The 17,670-nt window shown below is 67.6% G+C and carries 18 protein-coding genes; 16 read left to right on the forward strand and 2 right to left on the reverse strand.

The genetic code is table 11. The features are described from left to right. The first annotated feature begins 101 nt into the window (after positions 1-101). The 3 genes from A5624_RS25115 to A5624_RS25125 all read left to right on the forward strand — a co-directional run bounded on the left by A5624_RS25115 (position 102) and on the right by A5624_RS25125 (position 2,631). Positions 102-818 (forward strand): MgtC/SapB family protein, encoded by a 717-nt coding sequence (locus A5624_RS25115; RefSeq protein WP_066872826.1) that lies wholly within the window; start codon positions 102-104, stop codon positions 816-818. A gap of 78 nt (positions 819-896) precedes the next feature. Continuing rightward, positions 897-1,859 carry a sterol desaturase family protein gene (locus tag A5624_RS25120; protein WP_066872692.1) on the forward strand — a complete coding sequence of 321 codons (963 nt, stop codon included), beginning with the start codon at positions 897-899 and terminating at the stop codon, positions 1,857-1,859. A gap of 94 nt (positions 1,860-1,953) precedes the next feature. Beyond that, the gene (locus tag A5624_RS25125) at positions 1,954-2,631 is read left to right on the forward strand and encodes a hypothetical protein (protein ID WP_066872695.1); all 678 of its coding nucleotides are present in this window, start codon (positions 1,954-1,956) and stop codon (positions 2,629-2,631) included. Between the two features lie 25 nt (positions 2,632-2,656). Here A5624_RS25125 and A5624_RS25130 read toward each other — a convergent pair whose 3' ends face one another. Beyond that, positions 2,657-3,118, reverse strand: a complete 462-nt coding sequence (locus A5624_RS25130) for a nitroreductase family deazaflavin-dependent oxidoreductase (RefSeq protein ID WP_066872698.1) — start codon at positions 3,116-3,118, stop codon at positions 2,657-2,659. Positions 3,119-3,236: 118 nt separating this feature from the next. Between A5624_RS25130 and A5624_RS25135 the strand changes: the two genes are divergently transcribed. The 3 genes from A5624_RS25135 (at position 3,237) to A5624_RS25145 (ending at position 6,097) form a co-directional block, all read left to right on the forward strand. Beyond that, positions 3,237-3,920: a TetR/AcrR family transcriptional regulator gene (locus A5624_RS25135; RefSeq protein ID WP_066872701.1), complete on the forward strand. Its 684-nt coding sequence runs from the start codon at positions 3,237-3,239 to the stop codon at positions 3,918-3,920. Between the two features lie 133 nt (positions 3,921-4,053). Beyond that, positions 4,054-4,554: a VOC family protein gene (locus A5624_RS25140; protein ID WP_066872704.1), complete on the forward strand. Its 501-nt coding sequence runs from the start codon at positions 4,054-4,056 to the stop codon at positions 4,552-4,554. Positions 4,555-4,603: 49 nt separating this feature from the next. After that, complete coding sequence (locus A5624_RS25145) at positions 4,604-6,097, forward strand: FAD-binding protein (protein WP_066872707.1); 1,494 nt, start codon at positions 4,604-4,606, stop codon at positions 6,095-6,097. Positions 6,098-6,156: 59 nt separating this feature from the next. Here A5624_RS25145 and A5624_RS25150 read toward each other — a convergent pair whose 3' ends face one another. Beyond that, the gene (locus tag A5624_RS25150; protein WP_066872709.1) at positions 6,157-8,076 is read right to left on the reverse strand and encodes an ABC transporter ATP-binding protein/permease; all 1,920 of its coding nucleotides are present in this window, start codon (positions 8,074-8,076) and stop codon (positions 6,157-6,159) included. A gap of 71 nt (positions 8,077-8,147) precedes the next feature. Here A5624_RS25150 and A5624_RS25155 point away from each other — a divergent pair, with 71 nt between their 5' ends. The 10 genes from A5624_RS25155 (at position 8,148) to A5624_RS25200 (ending at position 17,595) form a co-directional block, all read left to right on the forward strand. Continuing rightward, the gene (locus A5624_RS25155) at positions 8,148-9,791 is read left to right on the forward strand and encodes an acetolactate synthase (protein ID WP_066872712.1); all 1,644 of its coding nucleotides are present in this window, start codon (positions 8,148-8,150) and stop codon (positions 9,789-9,791) included. 37 nt (positions 9,792-9,828) lie between these two features. Next, positions 9,829-12,159 carry an accessory Sec system translocase SecA2 gene (gene secA2, locus A5624_RS25160; RefSeq protein ID WP_066872715.1) on the forward strand — a complete coding sequence of 777 codons (2,331 nt, stop codon included), beginning with the start codon at positions 9,829-9,831 and terminating at the stop codon, positions 12,157-12,159. Positions 12,160-12,226: 67 nt separating this feature from the next. Then, positions 12,227-12,856 (forward strand): CDP-alcohol phosphatidyltransferase family protein, encoded by a 630-nt coding sequence (locus A5624_RS25165; protein ID WP_066872718.1) that lies wholly within the window; start codon positions 12,227-12,229, stop codon positions 12,854-12,856. After that, complete coding sequence (locus A5624_RS25170) at positions 12,849-13,775, forward strand: DUF881 domain-containing protein (RefSeq protein WP_066872721.1); 927 nt, start codon at positions 12,849-12,851, stop codon at positions 13,773-13,775. Before A5624_RS25165 ends, A5624_RS25170 begins: the two co-directional genes overlap by 8 nt. Before the next feature lie 55 nt (positions 13,776-13,830). After that, positions 13,831-14,163 (forward strand): small basic family protein, encoded by a 333-nt coding sequence (locus A5624_RS25175; RefSeq protein ID WP_007170008.1) that lies wholly within the window; start codon positions 13,831-13,833, stop codon positions 14,161-14,163. Between the two features lie 22 nt (positions 14,164-14,185). Beyond that, positions 14,186-15,052: a DUF881 domain-containing protein gene (locus A5624_RS25180; RefSeq protein WP_066872724.1), complete on the forward strand. Its 867-nt coding sequence runs from the start codon at positions 14,186-14,188 to the stop codon at positions 15,050-15,052. 28 nt (positions 15,053-15,080) lie between these two features. After that, positions 15,081-15,479 (forward strand): glycine cleavage system protein GcvH, encoded by a 399-nt coding sequence (gene gcvH / locus A5624_RS25185; protein ID WP_066872726.1) that lies wholly within the window; start codon positions 15,081-15,083, stop codon positions 15,477-15,479. A gap of 295 nt (positions 15,480-15,774) precedes the next feature. After that, positions 15,775-16,236, forward strand: a complete 462-nt coding sequence (gene garA / locus A5624_RS25190; RefSeq protein WP_369806961.1) for a glycogen accumulation regulator GarA — start codon at positions 15,775-15,777, stop codon at positions 16,234-16,236. Continuing rightward, complete coding sequence (locus tag A5624_RS25195; RefSeq protein ID WP_066872735.1) at positions 16,236-16,988, forward strand: MerR family transcriptional regulator; 753 nt, start codon at positions 16,236-16,238, stop codon at positions 16,986-16,988. The genes garA and A5624_RS25195 overlap by 1 nt, the downstream gene beginning before the upstream one ends. Before the next feature lie 112 nt (positions 16,989-17,100). Then, positions 17,101-17,595, forward strand: coding sequence for a bifunctional nuclease family protein (locus A5624_RS25200; RefSeq protein ID WP_007771374.1), 495 nt, complete (start codon positions 17,101-17,103; stop codon positions 17,593-17,595). The last annotated feature ends 75 nt before the right edge of the window (positions 17,596-17,670 follow it).

Genomic DNA, 17,670 nt, shown 5'->3' on the forward strand with positions numbered 1-17,670 from the left:
GGGGATACTCCCGACGTCGGCGATTCGGTCGGCTCCACTTGCCGTTAACCCGGATCTGGTTAGCTCCCTTCGCCGTCTTGCAACCGGGAAGGAGCGTGTCGTTGGAGACGTTGAGCGCCCTCGATTTCGCGCTCCGGCTCGGCGTCGGCGTCGGCTGCGGCGCCCTCATCGGCCTGGAACGGCAATGGCGGGCGCGTCGGGCCGGGCTGCGCACCAACGCGCTGGTCGCCGGAGGCGCCACCCTGTTCGTCCTGTACGCGGCCGCCACCTCCGACAGCAGCCCGACGCGCGTCGCGTCCTATGTGGTGTCCGGTATCGGATTCCTCGGCGGTGGGGTGATCCTGCGGGAGGGCGTCAACGTCCGTGGCCTGAACACGGCCGCCACATTGTGGTGCTCGGCGGCGATCGGCGTGCTGGCGGCTTCCGGGCACCTGGTGTTCGCGCTGATCGGCACCGCCACCGTCGTCGGCATTCATGTCCTGGGACGCCCGCTCGGCCGGCTGATCGATCGCGACAACAGCGCCGAGGAAGACGAAAGCCTGCTGCCGTATCTGGTCCAGGTGATCTGCCGTCCCAAGCACGAGAAGTACGCCCGCGCCCAGATCGTCCAGCACGCCGGCAGCAACGACATCACGCTTCGCGGGATCCACACCGGCAACCCGGACGGCGATGAGGTCGCGCTGACCGCCCACCTGCTGATGAACGGCGATGCCCCGGCGCGGCTGGAGCGGCTGGTGGCCGAACTGTCGCTGCTGCCCGGCGTCCGCGCGGTGCAGTGGTATGCCGGGGACGAAGCGCAGTCCGACGATCGTCGCTGATCGACGTGCCACCGCGGTGCGGCGCCCGACCGACCGTGGCGAGGTGAATACCGCGGCGCTCGTCGTAGTCTTACCTGTGTGAGCGCCCTCTCAGGCTTCCTATCCGCGCTGCCTCCGCAGATGCGGGATCCGGTGCTCTTCGCCGTCCCGTTCTTCCTGCTGCTGTTGACCCTCGAATGGACCGCCGCCCGAAAGCTGGAACATCTGACGGCCGAGGCGGCCGAGGGGGCCGACGCCGTCGTTGCCGCGCGGCCGGCCTCGGGAGCCCACCTGACCCGCGACTCGATGGCGAGCATCTCGATGGGGCTGGTGTCGGTGGCCACCACCGCCGGCTGGAAGACGCTGGCGCTGTTCGGCTACGCGGCGATCTACGCCTACGTGGCGCCCTGGCAGCTGCCCGCGACCCGTTGGTACACCTGGGTGATCGCGATCCTCGGTGTGGACCTGCTCTACTACGCCTATCACCGGATCGCGCACCGCGTGCGGTTGATCTGGGCGACGCACCAGGCCCATCACTCCAGCGAGTACTACAACTTCGCCACCGCGCTGCGCCAGAAGTGGAACAACAGCGGCGAAATCCTGATGTGGATCCCGTTGCCGCTGTTGGGGATTCCACCGTGGATGGTGTTCTTCAGTTTTTCGCTGAACTTGATCTACCAGTTCTGGATCCACACCGAGCGCATCGACAAGCTGCCGCGACCGTTCGAGTTCGTCTTCAACACGCCGTCGCACCACCGGGTGCACCACGGAATGGACAAGGTGTATCTCGACAAGAACTACGGCGGCATCTTCATCGTCTGGGACCGGCTCTTCGGCACCTTCCAGCCCGAGCTGTTCCGGCCGCATTACGGGCTCACCAAGCGGGTGGACACGTTCAACATCTGGACGTTGCAGACCCGCGAATACGTCGCGATTGCCCGCGACTGGCGCTCGGCGACGCGCCTGCGTGACCGGTTGGGGTACGTGTTCGGCCCGCCGGGCTGGCTGCCGCGGGCGGCCCGTCCGGCCGACGCCACCACCCCGCTCGTGACCTCGCTGTAACATTTGCGCGGGCCGGCGCGAAAAGCCGAGCGTGGAGGAGGGTTACGCCGTGACCCCCGCCTCCCGTCAGTATCGGCCCGATGGATCGGAGTTCATGGTGCATCGACTGGCAACGCGCGCATTCGCCGCGTCGACTACTGTCGCAGCGCTCGCCTCCTTGCTGCCGGCCGCGCAGGCCAAAGCCGACGTCATGGTGTACCCGGGCATGGAGATACGCCAGGACAACCGGGTGTGCACGCTCGGCTACGTCGACCCCGCTCTCAAGATCGCATTCACCGCGGGCCACTGCCGTAGCGGGGCCGGAGTGGTGACGGACCGGGGCGGCGCCGTCATCGGCCGGATGGCGGCCTTCCGGGACAACACGCCCAGCGGGACGACGGTGTCCACCAGCCAGACGATCAGCGACTACGAAGCGATCGTGCTGGACAACAGCGTGACGGCGAACAACATCCTGCCGGGCGGTCGGCCGCTCGTCTCCGACCCCGGGCTGGCGCTCGCGCCCGGACAGCCCGTCTGCCATTTCGGCGTGATCACCGGGGAAACCTGCGGGACGGTGGAAAGCGTGAACAACGGCTGGTTCACCATGTCGCACGGCGTGCAAAGCCACAACGGCGATTCGGGCGGACCGGTGTACCTGGCGCCCAACGGCGGCCCGGGACAGATCGTCGGGATCTTCAACAGCGTGTGGGGTGACTTGCCCGCCGCGGTGTCGTGGGGGGCCACGTCGCAGGAGGTCCGCGAGGATCTCGGCGTGCGCGACAACGCGCACTAGGTCATTGCGTGCGCGACAACGCGCACTAGGCCAAGCCGGCTGCGCCGATCGGGGTCAGCGCGAACACCGGAATCGAGGGAGCGGCGGCGCGGAACTGCTCGTCGGTGCTGTCCGGGGTTAATCCGGCGACGTACCCCTTGACCTGCCAATACCACCGGGCCAGATAGCGCCTCAGCAGCTCGGGCTTGGCCGCGTCATCGACCTCGCTGACCCGGAGGCTGCGCCGGTGCCAGCGGGGGCCCACCTCGACGACGGCGGCCGCCCGGACATTGCGGGCCCACTGGGTGTTGCCGCGCGGGGAGACCAGGTAGTCGACGCCGTCGACGGTCAGCAGGTTGATCACGACGGCGCGCGGCTTTCCGGTTTTGCGACCGCGCACCCGCAAGGCCCGGGTGCCGGCGATGCTGATCCCCGCTTCGGCCAGCCAGCGGATGACCCGGTTGGCGGCGCGCGCGGCCCGGTTCGGTTCTTCGTATCGCGTGGACATGTCGTGGCCTCTCAGCAATCCCGATCAAAACGAGAGCGATGCTCTCGGTTTCGACGATGCTGCCACGACCCGCCGCGGAAAGCAAGAGCGGTGTTCTCGGTCGTGACAGACTGGCGGCGTGGGCAAACGCCAGGAATCGCGCGAGCAGATCGAGGCGCGCATCATCGAACTCGGTCGCCGCCAGTTGGTCGACCGCGGCGCCGCCGGACTGTCGGTGCGTGCGATAGCCCGCGACCTGGGCATGGTGTCCTCGGCGGTGTACCGCTACGTGTCCAGCCGCGACGAACTGCTGACCCTGCTGCTCGTCGACGCCTATTCCGACCTGGCCGATGCCGTGGATCGCGCCCGTCAGTCGGTCGGCGACCTGTGGAGCGACGATGTCGTCGCCATCGCGCGAGCCACCCGGGAGTGGGCCGTCGCGCACCCGGCCTGCTGGGCCCTGCTGTACGGCAGTCCCGTGCCCGGATATCACGCGCCGCCCGAGCGCACGGTTGCGGTGGGTACCCGGGTGGTGGCGGCGCTGTTCGACGCGGTCGCGGCGGGAATCGCCACAGGTGACATCCGGCTGACCAATGATGTTGCCCCGCAACCGATGTCGTCGGACTTCGAACGGATCCGTCAGGAATTCGGGTTCCCCGGTGACGACCAGGTGCTGGCCAAGTGCTTTTTGCTGTGGGCGGGTGTGCTCGGCGCCATCAGCCTCGAGGTGTTCGGGCAATACGGCGCCGACACCCTGACCGACCCGCAGGGCGTCTTCGAGGCCCAGCTGCGGCTGCTGGTGGACGTACTGAGCCGGCACTGACGGGCGCGGCGGCCGCCGGCAAACCATAATTAGAACGTGTTCACCCGGTGAGCAGGCGGCCGGAGCAGCCGCCCACGGCAAAGTCATTCGGGCCCTTTCTGGCGGCCCGGCGGCTGGACTATTGTGCGAGACGATGACGCTTCCCCTCGAATCACCGACGCAGATTGCCTGGGTCACCGGCGACCTGGATGCCACCGAAACGGCCCTCACCGGCCTGTTAGGGGTGCGCAAGTGGGTGCGCATACCCGAGGTGCACTTTGCTCCGGAAGCGTGCAGCTACCGCGGCGAGGCCGCCGACTTCTTTGCCAGCATCTCGCTGAGCTACCTCGGCGACATGCAGTTGGAACTGATCCAGCCGGTCCGCGGCCAGAACATCTATAGTGACTTCCTGTCCGAGTGCGGGCCGGGTTTGCACCACGTCTGCATGGAGGTCGAAAGCCCCGAGCAACTGGAAGTGGCGGTGAGCGAGGCCGGCGAGCGGGGCGCCGCGGTTGTGCAGCGAGGCGTGATGCCCGGCGGCATCCACTTCGTCTACCTGTCCGCGCCGCAGGCGGGTGTGCCGTATGTGGAGGTTGCGTACGTTTCGCCCGAAATGCGGGCCTTTTACGACTACATCAAACAGGAGCAGCGGTGAGCCGCGCCGGCGACGGTGCGCGACGCAGCGATGAGGAGGAGTGGCGCCCATGAGCACGGAGATACCGGCGACAGTCAGCGCGAACGACGTGACCGCGTGGTCGGATGACGTCGACGTCCTGGTGATCGGGTTCGGCATTGCCGGCGGTTGCGCCGCGGTCAGTGCGGCCGCCGCCGGCGCGCGGGTGCTGGTGCTCGAACGCGCGGCCGCGGCGGGCGGCACCACTTCGCTCGCCGGGGGCCACTTTTACCTCGGTGGCGGGACCGCGGTGCAGCAGGCGACCGGTCAAGACGATTCCGTCGAAGAGATGTACAAGTATCTGGTCGAGGTGTCGCGGGAACCCGAACTCGACAAGATCCGCGCCTACTGCGAGGGCAGCGTCGAGCATTTCAACTGGCTGGAAGACCTGGGTTTTCAGTTCGAGCGCAGCTATTACCCGGGCAAGGTCGTCGTGCCGCCGGGCACCGAGGGGCTGAGCTACACCGGCAACGAGAAGGTCTGGCCCTTCTGCGAGCGGGCCAAACCGGCACCGCGCGGGCACTCGGTGCCGGTGCCCGGCGAATTGGGCGGCGCGAGCATGGTTGTCGACCTGCTGCTCAAGCGGGCCGACGCCCTGGGCGTGCAGATCCGCTACGAGACGTCGGTGACCAGGTTGGTCACCGACGGCGACGGCGCGGTCGTCGGCGTGGCCTGGAAACACTTCACCGAAACCGGCGCCATCAAAGCCAAGTCCGTGATCATCGCGGCCGGCGGATTCGCGATGAACCCGGAGATGGTCGCCGAGCACACGCCCGCATTGGGTCAGGAGCGACGCACCAAACACCACGGCGTCGTGGCGCCCTACATCCTGGGCAATCCCAACGACGACGGACTCGGCATCCGGATGGGCGTCTCGGCCGGCGGCGCCACCAAGAACATGGACGAGTTGTTCATCACCGCGGCGGCCTACCCGCCCGAGGTGTTGCTGACCGGCGTGATCGTCAACAAAGACGGCCAGCGTTTCGTCGCCGAGGACTCTTACCACTCGCGGACGTCGGCCTTCGTGTTGGAGCAGCCGGACCAGACGGCGTACCTGATCGTGGACGAGGCGCACACCGAGATGCCCGCCATGCCGCTGATCCGCTTCCTCGACGGGTACGAGACGATCGCGGAAATGGAAGCCGCGCTTGGCATTCCGGCCGGCAATCTTGCGGCCACGCTGGACCGCTACAACAAGAATGCCGCCGCGGGCGAGGATCCCGATTTCCACAAGCAGCCGGAATTCCTTGCGCCGCAAGACAATGGTCCGTGGGCGGTGTTCGATCTGTCGCTCGGGCGGGCGATGTACTCGGGATTCACCATCGGCGGCCTCGCGGTGACCGTCGACGGCGAGGTGCAGCGGGAAGACGGCTCCGTCGTGCCCGGCTTGTATGCCGCCGGGGCGTGCGCGTCCAACCTCGCCCAGGACGGCAAGGGCTACGCGAGCGGAACGCAGCTGGGCGAAGGGTCGTTCTTCGGCCGCCGCGCCGGAGCGCACGCGGCGCAACGCGCCGGGGGAGCGTAGGCGCGCCACGACCCCGCGCCGGAGCGCACGCGGCGCAACGCGCCGGGGGAGCGTAGGCGTCAGACCGGCGCGGGTTCCTTCTCGACGGGTCCCAATTGCCACGGGCCGCCGCCGAGCAGGTGCAGCTGCTGGGAGTGGTGTTGTTCGACGGTGGGCCGGTGGCTCACGCTGACCATGACGCACTCGGGCAGCTCGGTCCGCACCAACTGATACAGCGCGAATTCCAGGCCCTCGTCCAGAGCGGAGGTGGCCTCGTCGAGGAAGACCGCCTTCGGCTGGGTCAGCAGGATGCGCGCGAAGGCGACCCGCTGCTGTTCGCCAGGCGAGAGCACCTTGGCCCAGTCGTTCTCTTCGTCGAGCCGGTTGATCAGCGGCGCCAGGGCCACCTTGGTGAGCACGTCGCGTAGCTGTTCGTCGGGCACATTGTCGGGCGAGTTCGGGTAGCACACCACGGTGCGCAAACTGCCCAGCGGCACATACGGCAGCTGGGACAGGAACATCGTCGCGTTGTCGCCGTCCGGGCGGCACAGGGTCCCCGAGGCGTACGGCCACAGTTCGGCGAGGCTGCGCAGCAGCGTGGTCTTGCCGGCCCCGGACCGGCCAGTGATCACCAGGCTGTCGCCCGAATCGAGCTGGATGTCCAGCGAGTCGACCAGCTGGTCGCCCTCCGGCGTGCGCACCTCGATGCCGCGCAGCTCCACTGCGGAATCCTCGCTGGGCTTGACCAAAATGGTGGGCAGCGCGCGGCCCTTGCTGTTGGCGTCGACGAGGCCGTGCAACCGGATGATCGCCGCCCGGAAGGCCGCGAACGCGTCATAGTTGTTGCGGAAGAACGACAGTGAGTCGTTGATGTTGCCGAAAGCCTGCGCGGTCTGGGTGACATCGCCGAAGGCGATCTCCCCGGCGAACAGGCGCGGCGCCTGAATTGCCAACGGCAGCGGAATGATGGTCTGCGTCGCCGACCAGTTCCATCCGTTGAAGATGATGGTCCGGCGGACAAACCTGCGGTAGTTGTCGATGACCGGCGTGAAGCGCCCCCACAGCTGCGCCCGCTCGACGCGCTCGCCGCGGTAGAAGCCCACCGCCTCCGCGGCGTCGCGCAACCGCACCAGGGCGTAACGGAACGCGGCGTTGAGTTTCTCGTTGTTGAAGCTCAGCCAAATCAGCGGGCGTCCAAGCCAAATCGCGACCACCGTCGCGATCAAGACATAGATCAGAACGGTCCAGAACATCGCACGCGGCACGGTCACACCGAAAAGATCGAAGTCTCCGGACAAATTCCACAGGATCGCGGCGAACGAGATCACCGATGCCACCGCGTTGACGGCACCGAACAGCAGGGTGTTGGTCGTCCCGTTGGACGGGATGTTGGGGGTGCCGCCCGCCCCGGCGGTGAAGATGTCGACATCCTGTTGGATGCGCTGGTCGGGGTTGTCGATAGTGTTGTCGATGAACAGATCCCGGTAATAGGCCCGGCCCGCGAGCCAGTCGTCGGTGAGATGCCCCGTCAACCACATGCGCCAGGCGATGATGAACCGCTGCGTCAGGTAGATGTCGAGGATCACCCGGGCGATGAAGATGGCCGCCAGCAGGATGAAAATCCCGAGCGAGACCCAAAAGTTGTGGATCCCGGACTGTTTGACCTCATTGTTCCCCGTGGCGAGCCCTTTCAGTGCCACCTGCAACGCGGTGTACATGTCGTTGCTCTGATAGCTGAACAGCACGTTGAGTCGGACCGAGAAGAGCACCAGCAGCAGCAGCACACCGAGCCCCAGCCAGGCCCTGACGCTGGTCGGCCCGACGAAGTAACCGCGCGTGATCCGCCAGAATTGGCGGCCCCACGGGGTCAGATACCTGGCGGCGACCAGCGCGGCCAGCAGGCTGACGGCACCGATCACCCATGCGATGGCGAGCCACCGCAGGGAATCCTGAAATGCCGACGACCAATCGATGGACGGTTTGAACAGCTTCGAGTCCAATTTCGGCGTCTCCTTCTGCGGTCGGCACTTCCCCGCAAATTACCCGAGCGGTTCTCGAATAGGCTGCGCAGATGAGCATCGACGCTCCATCCAGCCAGACCGTACATGCCGGCCGACTCATCGCGCGCCGCCTCAAAGCCAGCGGTGTCGACACCGTCTTCACGCTGTCCGGCGGCCACCTGTTCTCCATCTACGACGGGTGCCGCGAAGAAGGAATCCGCCTGATCGACACCCGCCACGAGCAGACCGCGACCTTCGCCGCCGAGGGCTGGTCGAAGGTGACGCGGTCGCCCGGCGTGGCCGCGCTGACCGCGGGGCCGGGCATCACCAACGGGATGAGCGCGATGGCCGCCGCGCAGCAGAACCAGTCGCCGCTGGTGGTGCTGGGTGGCCGGGCGCCGGCGCAGCGCTGGGGCATGGGGTCGCTGCAGGAGATCGACCACGTACCGTTCGTGGCGCCGCTGGCCCGCTTCGCCGCCACCGCGCAGTCTGCGGGCGACGCCGGCCGGCTCGTCGACGACGCGCTGCGCGCCGCGGTTACAGCGCCCTCGGGCGTCGGCTTCGTCGACTTCCCGATGGACCACGTGTTCTCCGTGTCCGACGATGATGGCCGGCCCGGCGCGCTCGTCGACCTGCCACCCGGGCCCGCGCCCGACGGTGCGGCCCTGAGTCGGGCCGCGGCCCTGCTCTCCGCGGCGCAGCGGCCGGTGATCATGGCGGGCACCAATGTGTGGTGGGGGCACGGCGAGGCGGCCCTGCTGCGCCTGGCCGAGGAACTGCACATCCCGGTGCTGATGAACGGCATGGCCCGCGGCGCGGTTCCCGCCGACCATGCGTTGGCGTTCTCCAGGGTCCGCGGAAAAGCCTTGGGGGAGGCCGACGTTGCGCTGATCGTCGGGGTGCCGATGGATTTCCGGCTCGGCTTCGGCGCGGTCTTCGGGCCAGACACCGAGCTCATCGTGGTCGACCGGGTCGAACCCGACCGCCGCCATCCCCGGCCGGTGGCGGCCGAGCTGTACGGCGACCTGTTGACGATCCTCGCCGCGCTGGCCCCGGCCACCGGGAGCGACCACCGCGGCTGGATCGACGAACTGCGAATCGCCGAGACCGCGGCGCGCGACAAGGAGAAGGCCGAACTCGCCGACGACCGCATACCGCTGCATCCGATGCGGGTCTACGCCGAGCTCGCGCCGATGCTGGACCGCGACGCCGTGGTCGTCATCGACGCCGGCGATTTCGGGTCCTACGCCGGGCGGGTGATCGACAGCTACCAGCCGGGCTGCTGGCTGGACAGCGGACCGTTCGGCTGTCTGGGGTCGGGCCCCGGCTACGCGCTGGCCGCCAAGCTGGCCCACCCGGACCGCCAGGTGGTGCTGCTGCAGGGCGACGGCGCGTTCGGGTTCAGCGGCATGGAATGGGACACCCTGGTTCGGCACCACGTGCCGGTCGTCTCCGTGATCGGCAACAACGGAATCTGGGCGCTGGAGAAGCACCCCATGGAAGCGCTGTACGGCTACTCGGTGGTCGCCGAACTGCGTCCCGGCACGCGCTACGACGAGGTGGCCCGCGCCCTGGGCGGGCACGGCGAACTGGTCGCCGCGCCCGGCGAGCTGCGGCCCGCGCTGGAACGGGCCTTCGCCAGCGGCCTGCCGGCCGTCGTCAATGTGCTCACCGACCCCGACGTCGCATATCCACGCCGGTCCAACCTCGCGTGATGAATTCGCGCGGTGGGTCACCGCGTACCGTTGACCTGTGCCTAAGACGACCCGCGCTCAACCCGGCCGGCTGAGCAGCCGCTTTTGGAAGCTGCTCGGCGCCAGCACCGAAAAGGACCGCAGCCGCTCGCTCACCCAGGTCAAGGACTCGTCGGAGTACGACGGCGAGGCGGCCGGGCTCAGCGACGAGCAGCTGCGCAAGGCGGCCGGGCTGCTCAACCTCGACGACCTCGCCGATTCCGAGGACATCCCGCAGTTCCTGGCCATCGCCCGAGAGGCGGCCGAACGATCGACGACCCTGCGCCCATTCGATGTGCAGCTGCTCGGGGCGCTGCGGATGCTGGCCGGCGACGTCATCGAGATGGCCACCGGTGAGGGCAAGACCCTGGCCGGGGCGATCGCGGCCGCGGGCTACGCGCTGGCCGGTCGGCACGTGCACGTGGTGACGATCAACGACTACCTGGCCCGCCGGGACGCGGAATGGATGGGCCCGGTCATCGAGGCCATGGGCCTGACCGTCGGCTGGATCACCGCCGAGTCCACCAGCGAGGAACGCCGGGCCGCCTACGGCTGCGACGTCACCTACGCCTCGGTCAACGAGATCGGCTTCGACGTGCTGCGCGATCAGCTGGTGACCGACGTCGCCGACCTGGTCTCACCCAACCCCGACGTGGCCCTGATCGATGAGGCCGACTCGGTGCTGGTCGACGAGGCGCTGGTGCCGCTGGTGCTGGCCGGGACCACCCACCGGGAGACGCCGCGGCTGGAGATCATCAAGCTGGCCGGCCAGCTCGAGGCCGGCACCGACTACGACACCGACGCCGACAGCCGCAACGTCCACCTGACCGAGGTCGGCGCCCGCAAGGTGGAAAAGGCGCTCGGCGGCATCGATCTGTACTCCGAGGAGCACGTCGTCACCACCCTGACCGAGATCAACGTCGCGCTGCACGCCCACGTGCTGTTGCAGCGCGACGTGCACTACATCGTCCGCGACGACGCGGTGCACCTGATCAACGCCGCGCGGGGGCGCATCGCGCAACTGCAACGCTGGCCCGACGGCCTGCAGGCCGCGGTGGAGGCCAAGGAGGGCATCGAGACCACCGAAACCGGCGAGGTGCTCGACACCATCACGGTGCAGGCGCTGATCAACCGTTACGCGACGGTGTGCGGCATGACCGGCACCGCGCTGGCCGCCGGTGAGCAGCTGCGCCAGTTCTACAAGCTCGGTGTGTCACCAATTCCGCCCAACGAGCCCAACATTCGCGAAGACGAATCCGACCGCGTGTACATCACCGCCGCCGCCAAGAACGACGCGATCGTCGCCCACATCGCCGAGGTGAACGAGACCGGGCAGCCCGTGCTGGTGGGCACCCGCGACGTCGCCGAATCCGAGGACCTGCACGAGCGGCTGCTGCGCCGCGGGGTGCCCGCGGTGGTGCTGAACGCGAAAAACGACGCCGAGGAAGCTCAGGTGATCGCCGAGGCCGGCAAGTTCGGCGTCGTCACCGTCTCCACCCAGATGGCCGGGCGCGGCACCGACATCCGCCTCGGCGGCTCCGACGAAGCCGACCACGACCGGGTCGCCGAGCTCGGCGGGCTGCACGTCGTCGGAACCGGGCGACACCACACCCAGCGGCTGGACAACCAGCTGCGCGGGCGCGCCGGGCGGCAGGGCGACCCGGGGTCGTCGGTCTTCTTCTCGAGTTGGGAAGACGACGTGGTGGCGGCCAACCTCGACCACAACAAGCTGCCGATGGACACCGACGAGGACGGCCGGATCGTCAGCCCGAAGGCGGCGGGCCTGCTCGACCACGCCCAGCGCGTGGCCGAGGGCCGCATGCTGGACGTGCACGCGAACACCTGGCGCTACAACCAGTTGATCGCCCAGCAGCGCGCCATCATCGTAGACCGGCGAAACACGTTGCTGCGCAACCCAACCGCGCGCGAGGAGCTGGCCGAGCTGGCCCCCAAGCGCTACCAGGAGCTGGCCGAGACCGAGGGGATCACCGAGGAGCGCCTGGAGACGATCTGCCGGCAGATCATGCTGTATCACCTCGACCGCGGCTGGGCCGACCACCTGGCGTATCTGGCCGACATCCGCGAAAGCATCCATCTGCGGGCGCTGGGCCGGCAGAACCCGCTGGACGAGTTTCACCGATTGGCGGTCGACGCCTTCGCGTCACTGGCCGCCGACGCCATCGAGGCGGCCCAGCAGACGTTCGAAACCGCCAACGTCCTCGACGAGGAGCCCGGGCTGGACCTGTCCAAGCTGGCGCGGCCGACGTCGACGTGGACCTACATGGTCAACGACAACCCGCTGTCGGATGACACGCTGTCCACTCTGAGCCTGCCCGGGGTGTTCCGCTGAGCTCGTGGCGATCGCAAGCGCGGCGCAGCCGGGCGTTCGGCGCCCAGTCGCGTTAAGGTCACGGCTCATGGAGCCGGTGCTTCCGCCCAACCGGGTGCTGACGGTGCCCAACGCGCTGAGCGCTGTCCGTCTGGCGCTGATCCCGGTGTTCGTCTATGCCCTGCTGGTCGCCCACGCCAACGGGTGGGCCGTCGGGATTCTGATGTTCAGCGGCGCCTCGGACTGGGCGGACGGCAAGATCGCCCGGCTGCTGGATCAGTCCTCCCGGCTCGGGGTCCTGCTCGACCCGGCGGTCGACCGCCTCTACATGGTGGCCGTGCCCATCGTGCTGGCGTTCAGCGGGATCGTGCCCTGGTGGTTCGTCATCGTGCTGCTCGCGCGCGACGGCCTGTTGGCCGCGACGCTGCCGCTGCTGTGGAGTCGAGGCCTGACGGCGCTGCCGGTGACCTACATCGGCAAGGCCGCGACGTTCGCCCTGATGTCCGGCTTCCCGCTGGTGCTGCTGGGCACCTGGGATGCGCTGTGGAGCCACGTGATCGGGGCCTGCGGATGGGCCTTTTTGATCTGGGGCATGTATGCCTACCTGTGGGCGTTCGTGCAGTATGCGGTGCAGATGACTCTCGTGCTGCGACGCATGCCCAAGGTCGATCGCGGTTCTCGCCCGTCGGCCGCGGCGAAGGTGGCTGACCATGGCTGATAGGGATCCCCTGCTCGGCGGCTATGACCCCAATGCCGGGCACAGCGCGCATGTGGCGTCGCGACCGAAACAGATCCCGGTGCCCTCGCTGCTGCGCGCCCTGCTCTCCGAGCACCTCGATCCCGGTTACGCCGCGGCGGCGGCCAAGCGCGGTGCCGCCGACGCACCATCCGGTGGGCGCCGGCGGGTGGTCGGCTGGCTCTGGCAGGCGCTGGCGGCGCTGCTGATCGCGACGGTGTTCGCCGCCGCGGTCGCGCAGGCCCGCTCGGTGGCTCCGGGGGTGCGCACCGCCCAGCAGCTGCTGTTGGGCAATGTGCGGTCGGCCGAAGGCGCTGCGGCCAAGCTGAACCAGCGCCGCGGCGAGCTGACGACGCGCGTCGACGACGTTCAGCGCCACGCCCTAGCCGACGACGCCGAGGGGCAGCGGCTGCTGAAACGCCTGGACGCGCTGAGCCTGGCCGCGGCCAGCACGGCGATCATCGGGCCCGGCCTGAAGGTGACCGTCACCGATCCCGGCGCCAGCCCGAACCTTTCCGACGTGTCCAAGCAGCGGGTCAGCGGCAGCCGGCAGATCATCCTGGACCGCGATCTGCAATTGCTGGTCAACTCGTTGTGGGCCAGCGGCGCCGAGGCGATCTCCGTCGGCGGAGTGCGGATCGGGCCGAACGTGACCATCCGGCAGGCCGGCGGCGCGATCCTGGTCGACAACAACCCGACCAGCAGCCCGTACACGGTCCTGGCCATCGGTGCGCCGCGGGCGATGCGCGACGTCTTCGACAGCAGCCCCGGCCTGCAGCGACTGCGGCTGTTGCAGATTTCCTACGGTGTCGTGGTTACGGTGGACGCCGCCGACGGTCTGTCGCTGCCAGCCGGATCGATCCGGGATGTCAAGTTCGCCAAGCAGATTGGGCCACGGTGAGAGAAGTCCTGAACAGACGCATTCCCCTGTGCGAGACGCGGACGGGAAACCACGCATGATCGGTATCGCAGCGCTGGCGATCGGCATCGTGCTCGGCCTCGTCTTTCACCCCGCGGTGCCAGAAGTCGTCCAGCCCTATCTGCCGATCGCGGTGGTCGCGGCGCTGGACGCCGTGTTCGGCGGGTTGCGCGCATACCTGGAACGGATCTTCGACCCGAAGGTCTTCGTGATTTCGTTCGTGTTCAACGTGTTCGTGGCCGCCCTGATCGTCTATGTCGGTGACCAATTGGGGGTGGGCACCCAGCTGTCCACGGCCATCATCGTCGTGCTGGGTATCCGCATCTTCGGCAATGCGGCCGCGCTGCGCCGCAGGCTGTTCGGGGCGTGACGCACTTGAGGTTGAGGTTGACGTGAGCCAGGATCCGCAAGATCGCGCCGGCGGCCAGCGGGCCGCCGGCCACGGTGGTGACGGTGCGACCCCGGAACAGGGTTCGCCGCGCGGCCGCCACGAACTGGCCGCGAAAAGCCCCCGTCCGGAAATCGGTGCGGTGCACCGCACCGGGTTGTCGGGGATGGTGCGCGGCGGCCGCTCCCGGATGGCGTTCGGGACGCTGGCCGCGATGCTGTGCCTGCTGCTGGGCCTCGCGATCGTCACTCAGGCCCGCCAGACCGAGTCGGGTGACGCGCTGGAGACGGCGCGGCCGGCGGACCTGTTGGTGCTGCTGGATTCGTTGCGGCAACGCGAAGGCACGCTCAACACCGAGGTGAACGAGCTACAGAACACGCTGAATTCGTTGCAGGCGTCGGGAAACAACGACCAGGCCGCCATCCAGTCCGCACAGTCCAGGCTGGCGGCGCTGTCCATTCTGGTGGGGGCGGTCGGTGCCACCGGGCCCGGCGTCACCGTCACGATCGAGGACCCCGGGCCCGGGGTTTCGCCGGAGGCGATGCTCGACGTGATCAACGAGTTGCGCGCCGCCGGCGCCGAGGCGATCGAGGTCAACGACGCACACCAGTCGGTGCGAGTGGGTGTCGACACCTGGGTGGTGGGGACGCCTGGGTCGCTGACCATCGACTCGAAAACGCTAGCACCGCCGTATTCGATTCTGGCGATTGGCGATCCGCCCACTCTGGCCGCGGCCATGAACATTCCCGGCGGCGCGCAGGACACCGTCAAGCGCGTCGGGGGGCGAATGTCGGTCCAGCAGGCCGACCGGGTGGACGTGACCACCTTGCGGCAACCAAAACCGCACCAATACGCTCAGCCGGTCAAGTGAGCATCACCCGAACAGAACAGGATCACTCGTGAGCGATATCCCGCCCGATCTGCGCTACACCGCCGAACACGAATGGGTTCGTCGAAGTGGGGATGACACCGTGCGAGTGGGCATCACCGATTTTGCGCAATCGGCGTTGGGTGATGTGGTTTTCGTTCAGCTGCCCGACGTGGGCACCGAGCTGACCGCGGGCGAATCCTTCGGTGAGGTCGAATCCACGAAATCGGTGTCGGACTTGTATGCGCCCGTCTCGGGCAAAGTCTCGGCGGTCAACGCCGATCTGGACGGCAGTCCGCAATTGGTGAACTCCGACCCGTACGGCGCCGGGTGGTTGCTGGACGTTCAGGTATCCGAGGTCGGCGAATTGGAGTCGACAATTTCTTCGCTGCTCGACGCTGAGGCCTACCGCGGAACGCTCACCGAATGAGGATTGCTAATGTCCCTGCAGCCCCGCACCGCCGGCGAGCGGCGGGGCCAGGGTACGGGGGAATCGGAGTTTCGGTTCGTCAGGTGGTGGGCGCATTGCAGGCCGGTGCGCGGTACCGTCGACACATCGACCTTTGAAGACCTTCGAAGATCGCTGAAAGACACGTGACAGACACTTTGACAGTACGAAACGGCAGTAATCGGCATACCGGGCAAAGAAACCTGGTGCACAAGCCGGCCGAGCGGCCCGGACAGACAACGCCACAGCAGCCAGTGAGGAGCAGCGCGTGACGGACATGGACAACGACCAGAATTCGGACGAAGTCACGGTAGAGACGACTTCGGTCTTCCGTGCGGACTTCCTCAACGAATTGGACGCGCCCGCGCAGGCGGGAACCGAGAGCGCGGTATCCGGGGTCGAAGGGCTCCCGGCGGGCTCGGCGTTGCTGGTCGTCAAGCGGGGACCGAATGCCGGTTCGCGATTCCTGCTGGATCAGGCCACCACGTCCGCCGGGCGGCATCCCGACAGCGACATTTTTCTCGACGACGTGACCGTCAGCCGCCGGCATGCCGAATTCAGGTTGGAAAACAACGAATTCAGCGTGGTCGACGTTGGTAGTCTCAACGGCACTTACGTCAACCGTGAGCCCGTGGACTCGGCGGTGCTTGCCAACGGCGACGAAGTGCAGATCGGCAAGTTCCGCTTGGTGTTTCTCACCGGACCCAAGCAGGGTGAGGATGGAGGATCTTCAGGCTAGTGAGCGCACCCGATAGCTCGGCACTGGCCGGGATGTCGATCGGGGCGGTCTTGGAGTTGCTGAGGCCGGACTTCCCCGATGTCACCATCTCCAAAATCCGCTTCCTGGAGGCCGAGGGGCTGGTGACGCCGCAGCGGGCCGCGTCGGGGTATCGGAGGTTCACCGCATATGACTGCGCGCGGTTGCGGTTCATCCTTACTGCGCAGCGTGACCACTATCTGCCGCTGAAGGTCATCAGGGCGCAACTGGACGCCCAGCCCGACGGCGAGCTGCCGCCCGTCAAATCGTCATATTCGGTCCCGAGACTGGTGTCGGTGGCGGGCACCGGGGACGGTGCCGGCTCGGACCCGCGCTCGGACACTTCGGCGGTGGCTCCCACCCACGTCCGGTTGAGCCGCGAAGAGCTGCTGGCGCGCGCGGGCGTGGACGACGAGCTGCTGACCTCGCTTCTCAAAGCGGGAGTCATCACCACCGGGCCCGCCGGATTTTTCGACGAGCACGCCGTGGTCATCCTGCAATGCGCCCGGGCGCTGTCGGACTACGGTGTCGAACCACGGCACTTGCGGGCTTTCCGCTCGGCCGCCGATCGGCAGTCGGACCTGATCGCCCAAATCGCCGGGCCGGTAGTCAAAGCCGGCAAAGCCGGCGCCCGCGACCGCGCCGACGATTTGGCGCGCGAGGTCGCCGCACTCGCCATCACGTTGCACACGTCGTTGATCAAATCCGCCGTTCGCGACGTTCTGGATCGGTGAGGACTAGACTTCGTTCGACAGCTTGGTTTTCGGCAGTAGGGCGGATTTTTGACCTCGCCGTCCTGGCGAGTAACCAATCCAACCGGCGCCACAATGCGGAGGGCAGACACAAATGGGTGAAGTTCGTGTTGTCGGCATTCGCGTAGAGCAGCCGCAGAACCAGCCGGTGTTGTTACTGCGCGAAACCAACGGTGACCGTTACCTTCCGATCTGGATCGGTCAGTCGGAGGCCGCCGCCATCGCCCTGGAACAGCAAGGCGTCGAGCCCCCGCGCCCGTTGACGCACGATTTGATCAGGGATGTCATTGCCGCCCTTGGACATTCGTTGAAAGAGGTGCGGATCGTCGATCTGCAAGAGGGCACTTTCTACGCCGACCTGGTGTTCGACCGCAACATCACCGTGTCGGCCCGCCCCTCGGACTCGGTGGCGATCGCGCTGCGCGTCGGCGTGCCCATCTACGTCGAGGAAGGCGTGCTTGCCCAGGCCGGCCTGCTGATTCCGGACGAGAGCGACGAGGAAGGCGGCACCGCCGTCCGCGAGGACGAGGTGGAGAAGTTCAAGGAATTTCTCGACAGCGTGTCTCCGGACGACTTCAAAGCCACCTAAGCCTGTTACCAGCGCTTTGGGATCGGGGTGCCGGCTGGTTTAGCCTGGATGGCGACATCACGGATGCGTCTCAAA

It is taken from the genome of Mycobacterium sp. 1482292.6, from assembly GCF_001672995.1.
Taxonomy (GTDB): domain Bacteria; phylum Actinomycetota; class Actinomycetes; order Mycobacteriales; family Mycobacteriaceae; genus Mycobacterium; species Mycobacterium europaeum_A.

Coding starts and splice junctions, on each gene's coding strand:
- A5624_RS25125 (WP_066872695.1), top strand. CDS start 1,954: ATGGTGCATCGACTGGCAACGCGCGCATTCGCCGCGTCGACTACTGTC.
- A5624_RS25200 (WP_007771374.1), top strand. CDS start 17,101: ATGGGTGAAGTTCGTGTTGTCGGCATTCGCGTAGAGCAGCCGCAGAAC.
- A5624_RS25175 (WP_007170008.1), top strand. CDS start 13,831: ATGATCGGTATCGCAGCGCTGGCGATCGGCATCGTGCTCGGCCTCGTC.
- A5624_RS25145 (WP_066872707.1), top strand. CDS start 4,604: ATGAGCACGGAGATACCGGCGACAGTCAGCGCGAACGACGTGACCGCG.
- A5624_RS25130 (WP_066872698.1), bottom strand. CDS start 3,118: ATGTCCACGCGATACGAAGAACCGAACCGGGCCGCGCGCGCCGCCAAC.
- A5624_RS25155 (WP_066872712.1), top strand. CDS start 8,148: ATGAGCATCGACGCTCCATCCAGCCAGACCGTACATGCCGGCCGACTC.
- A5624_RS25140 (WP_066872704.1), top strand. CDS start 4,054: ATGACGCTTCCCCTCGAATCACCGACGCAGATTGCCTGGGTCACCGGC.
- A5624_RS25165 (WP_066872718.1), top strand. CDS start 12,227: ATGGAGCCGGTGCTTCCGCCCAACCGGGTGCTGACGGTGCCCAACGCG.
- A5624_RS25170 (WP_066872721.1), top strand. CDS start 12,849: ATGGCTGATAGGGATCCCCTGCTCGGCGGCTATGACCCCAATGCCGGG.
- garA (WP_369806961.1), top strand. CDS start 15,775: ATGGACAACGACCAGAATTCGGACGAAGTCACGGTAGAGACGACTTCG.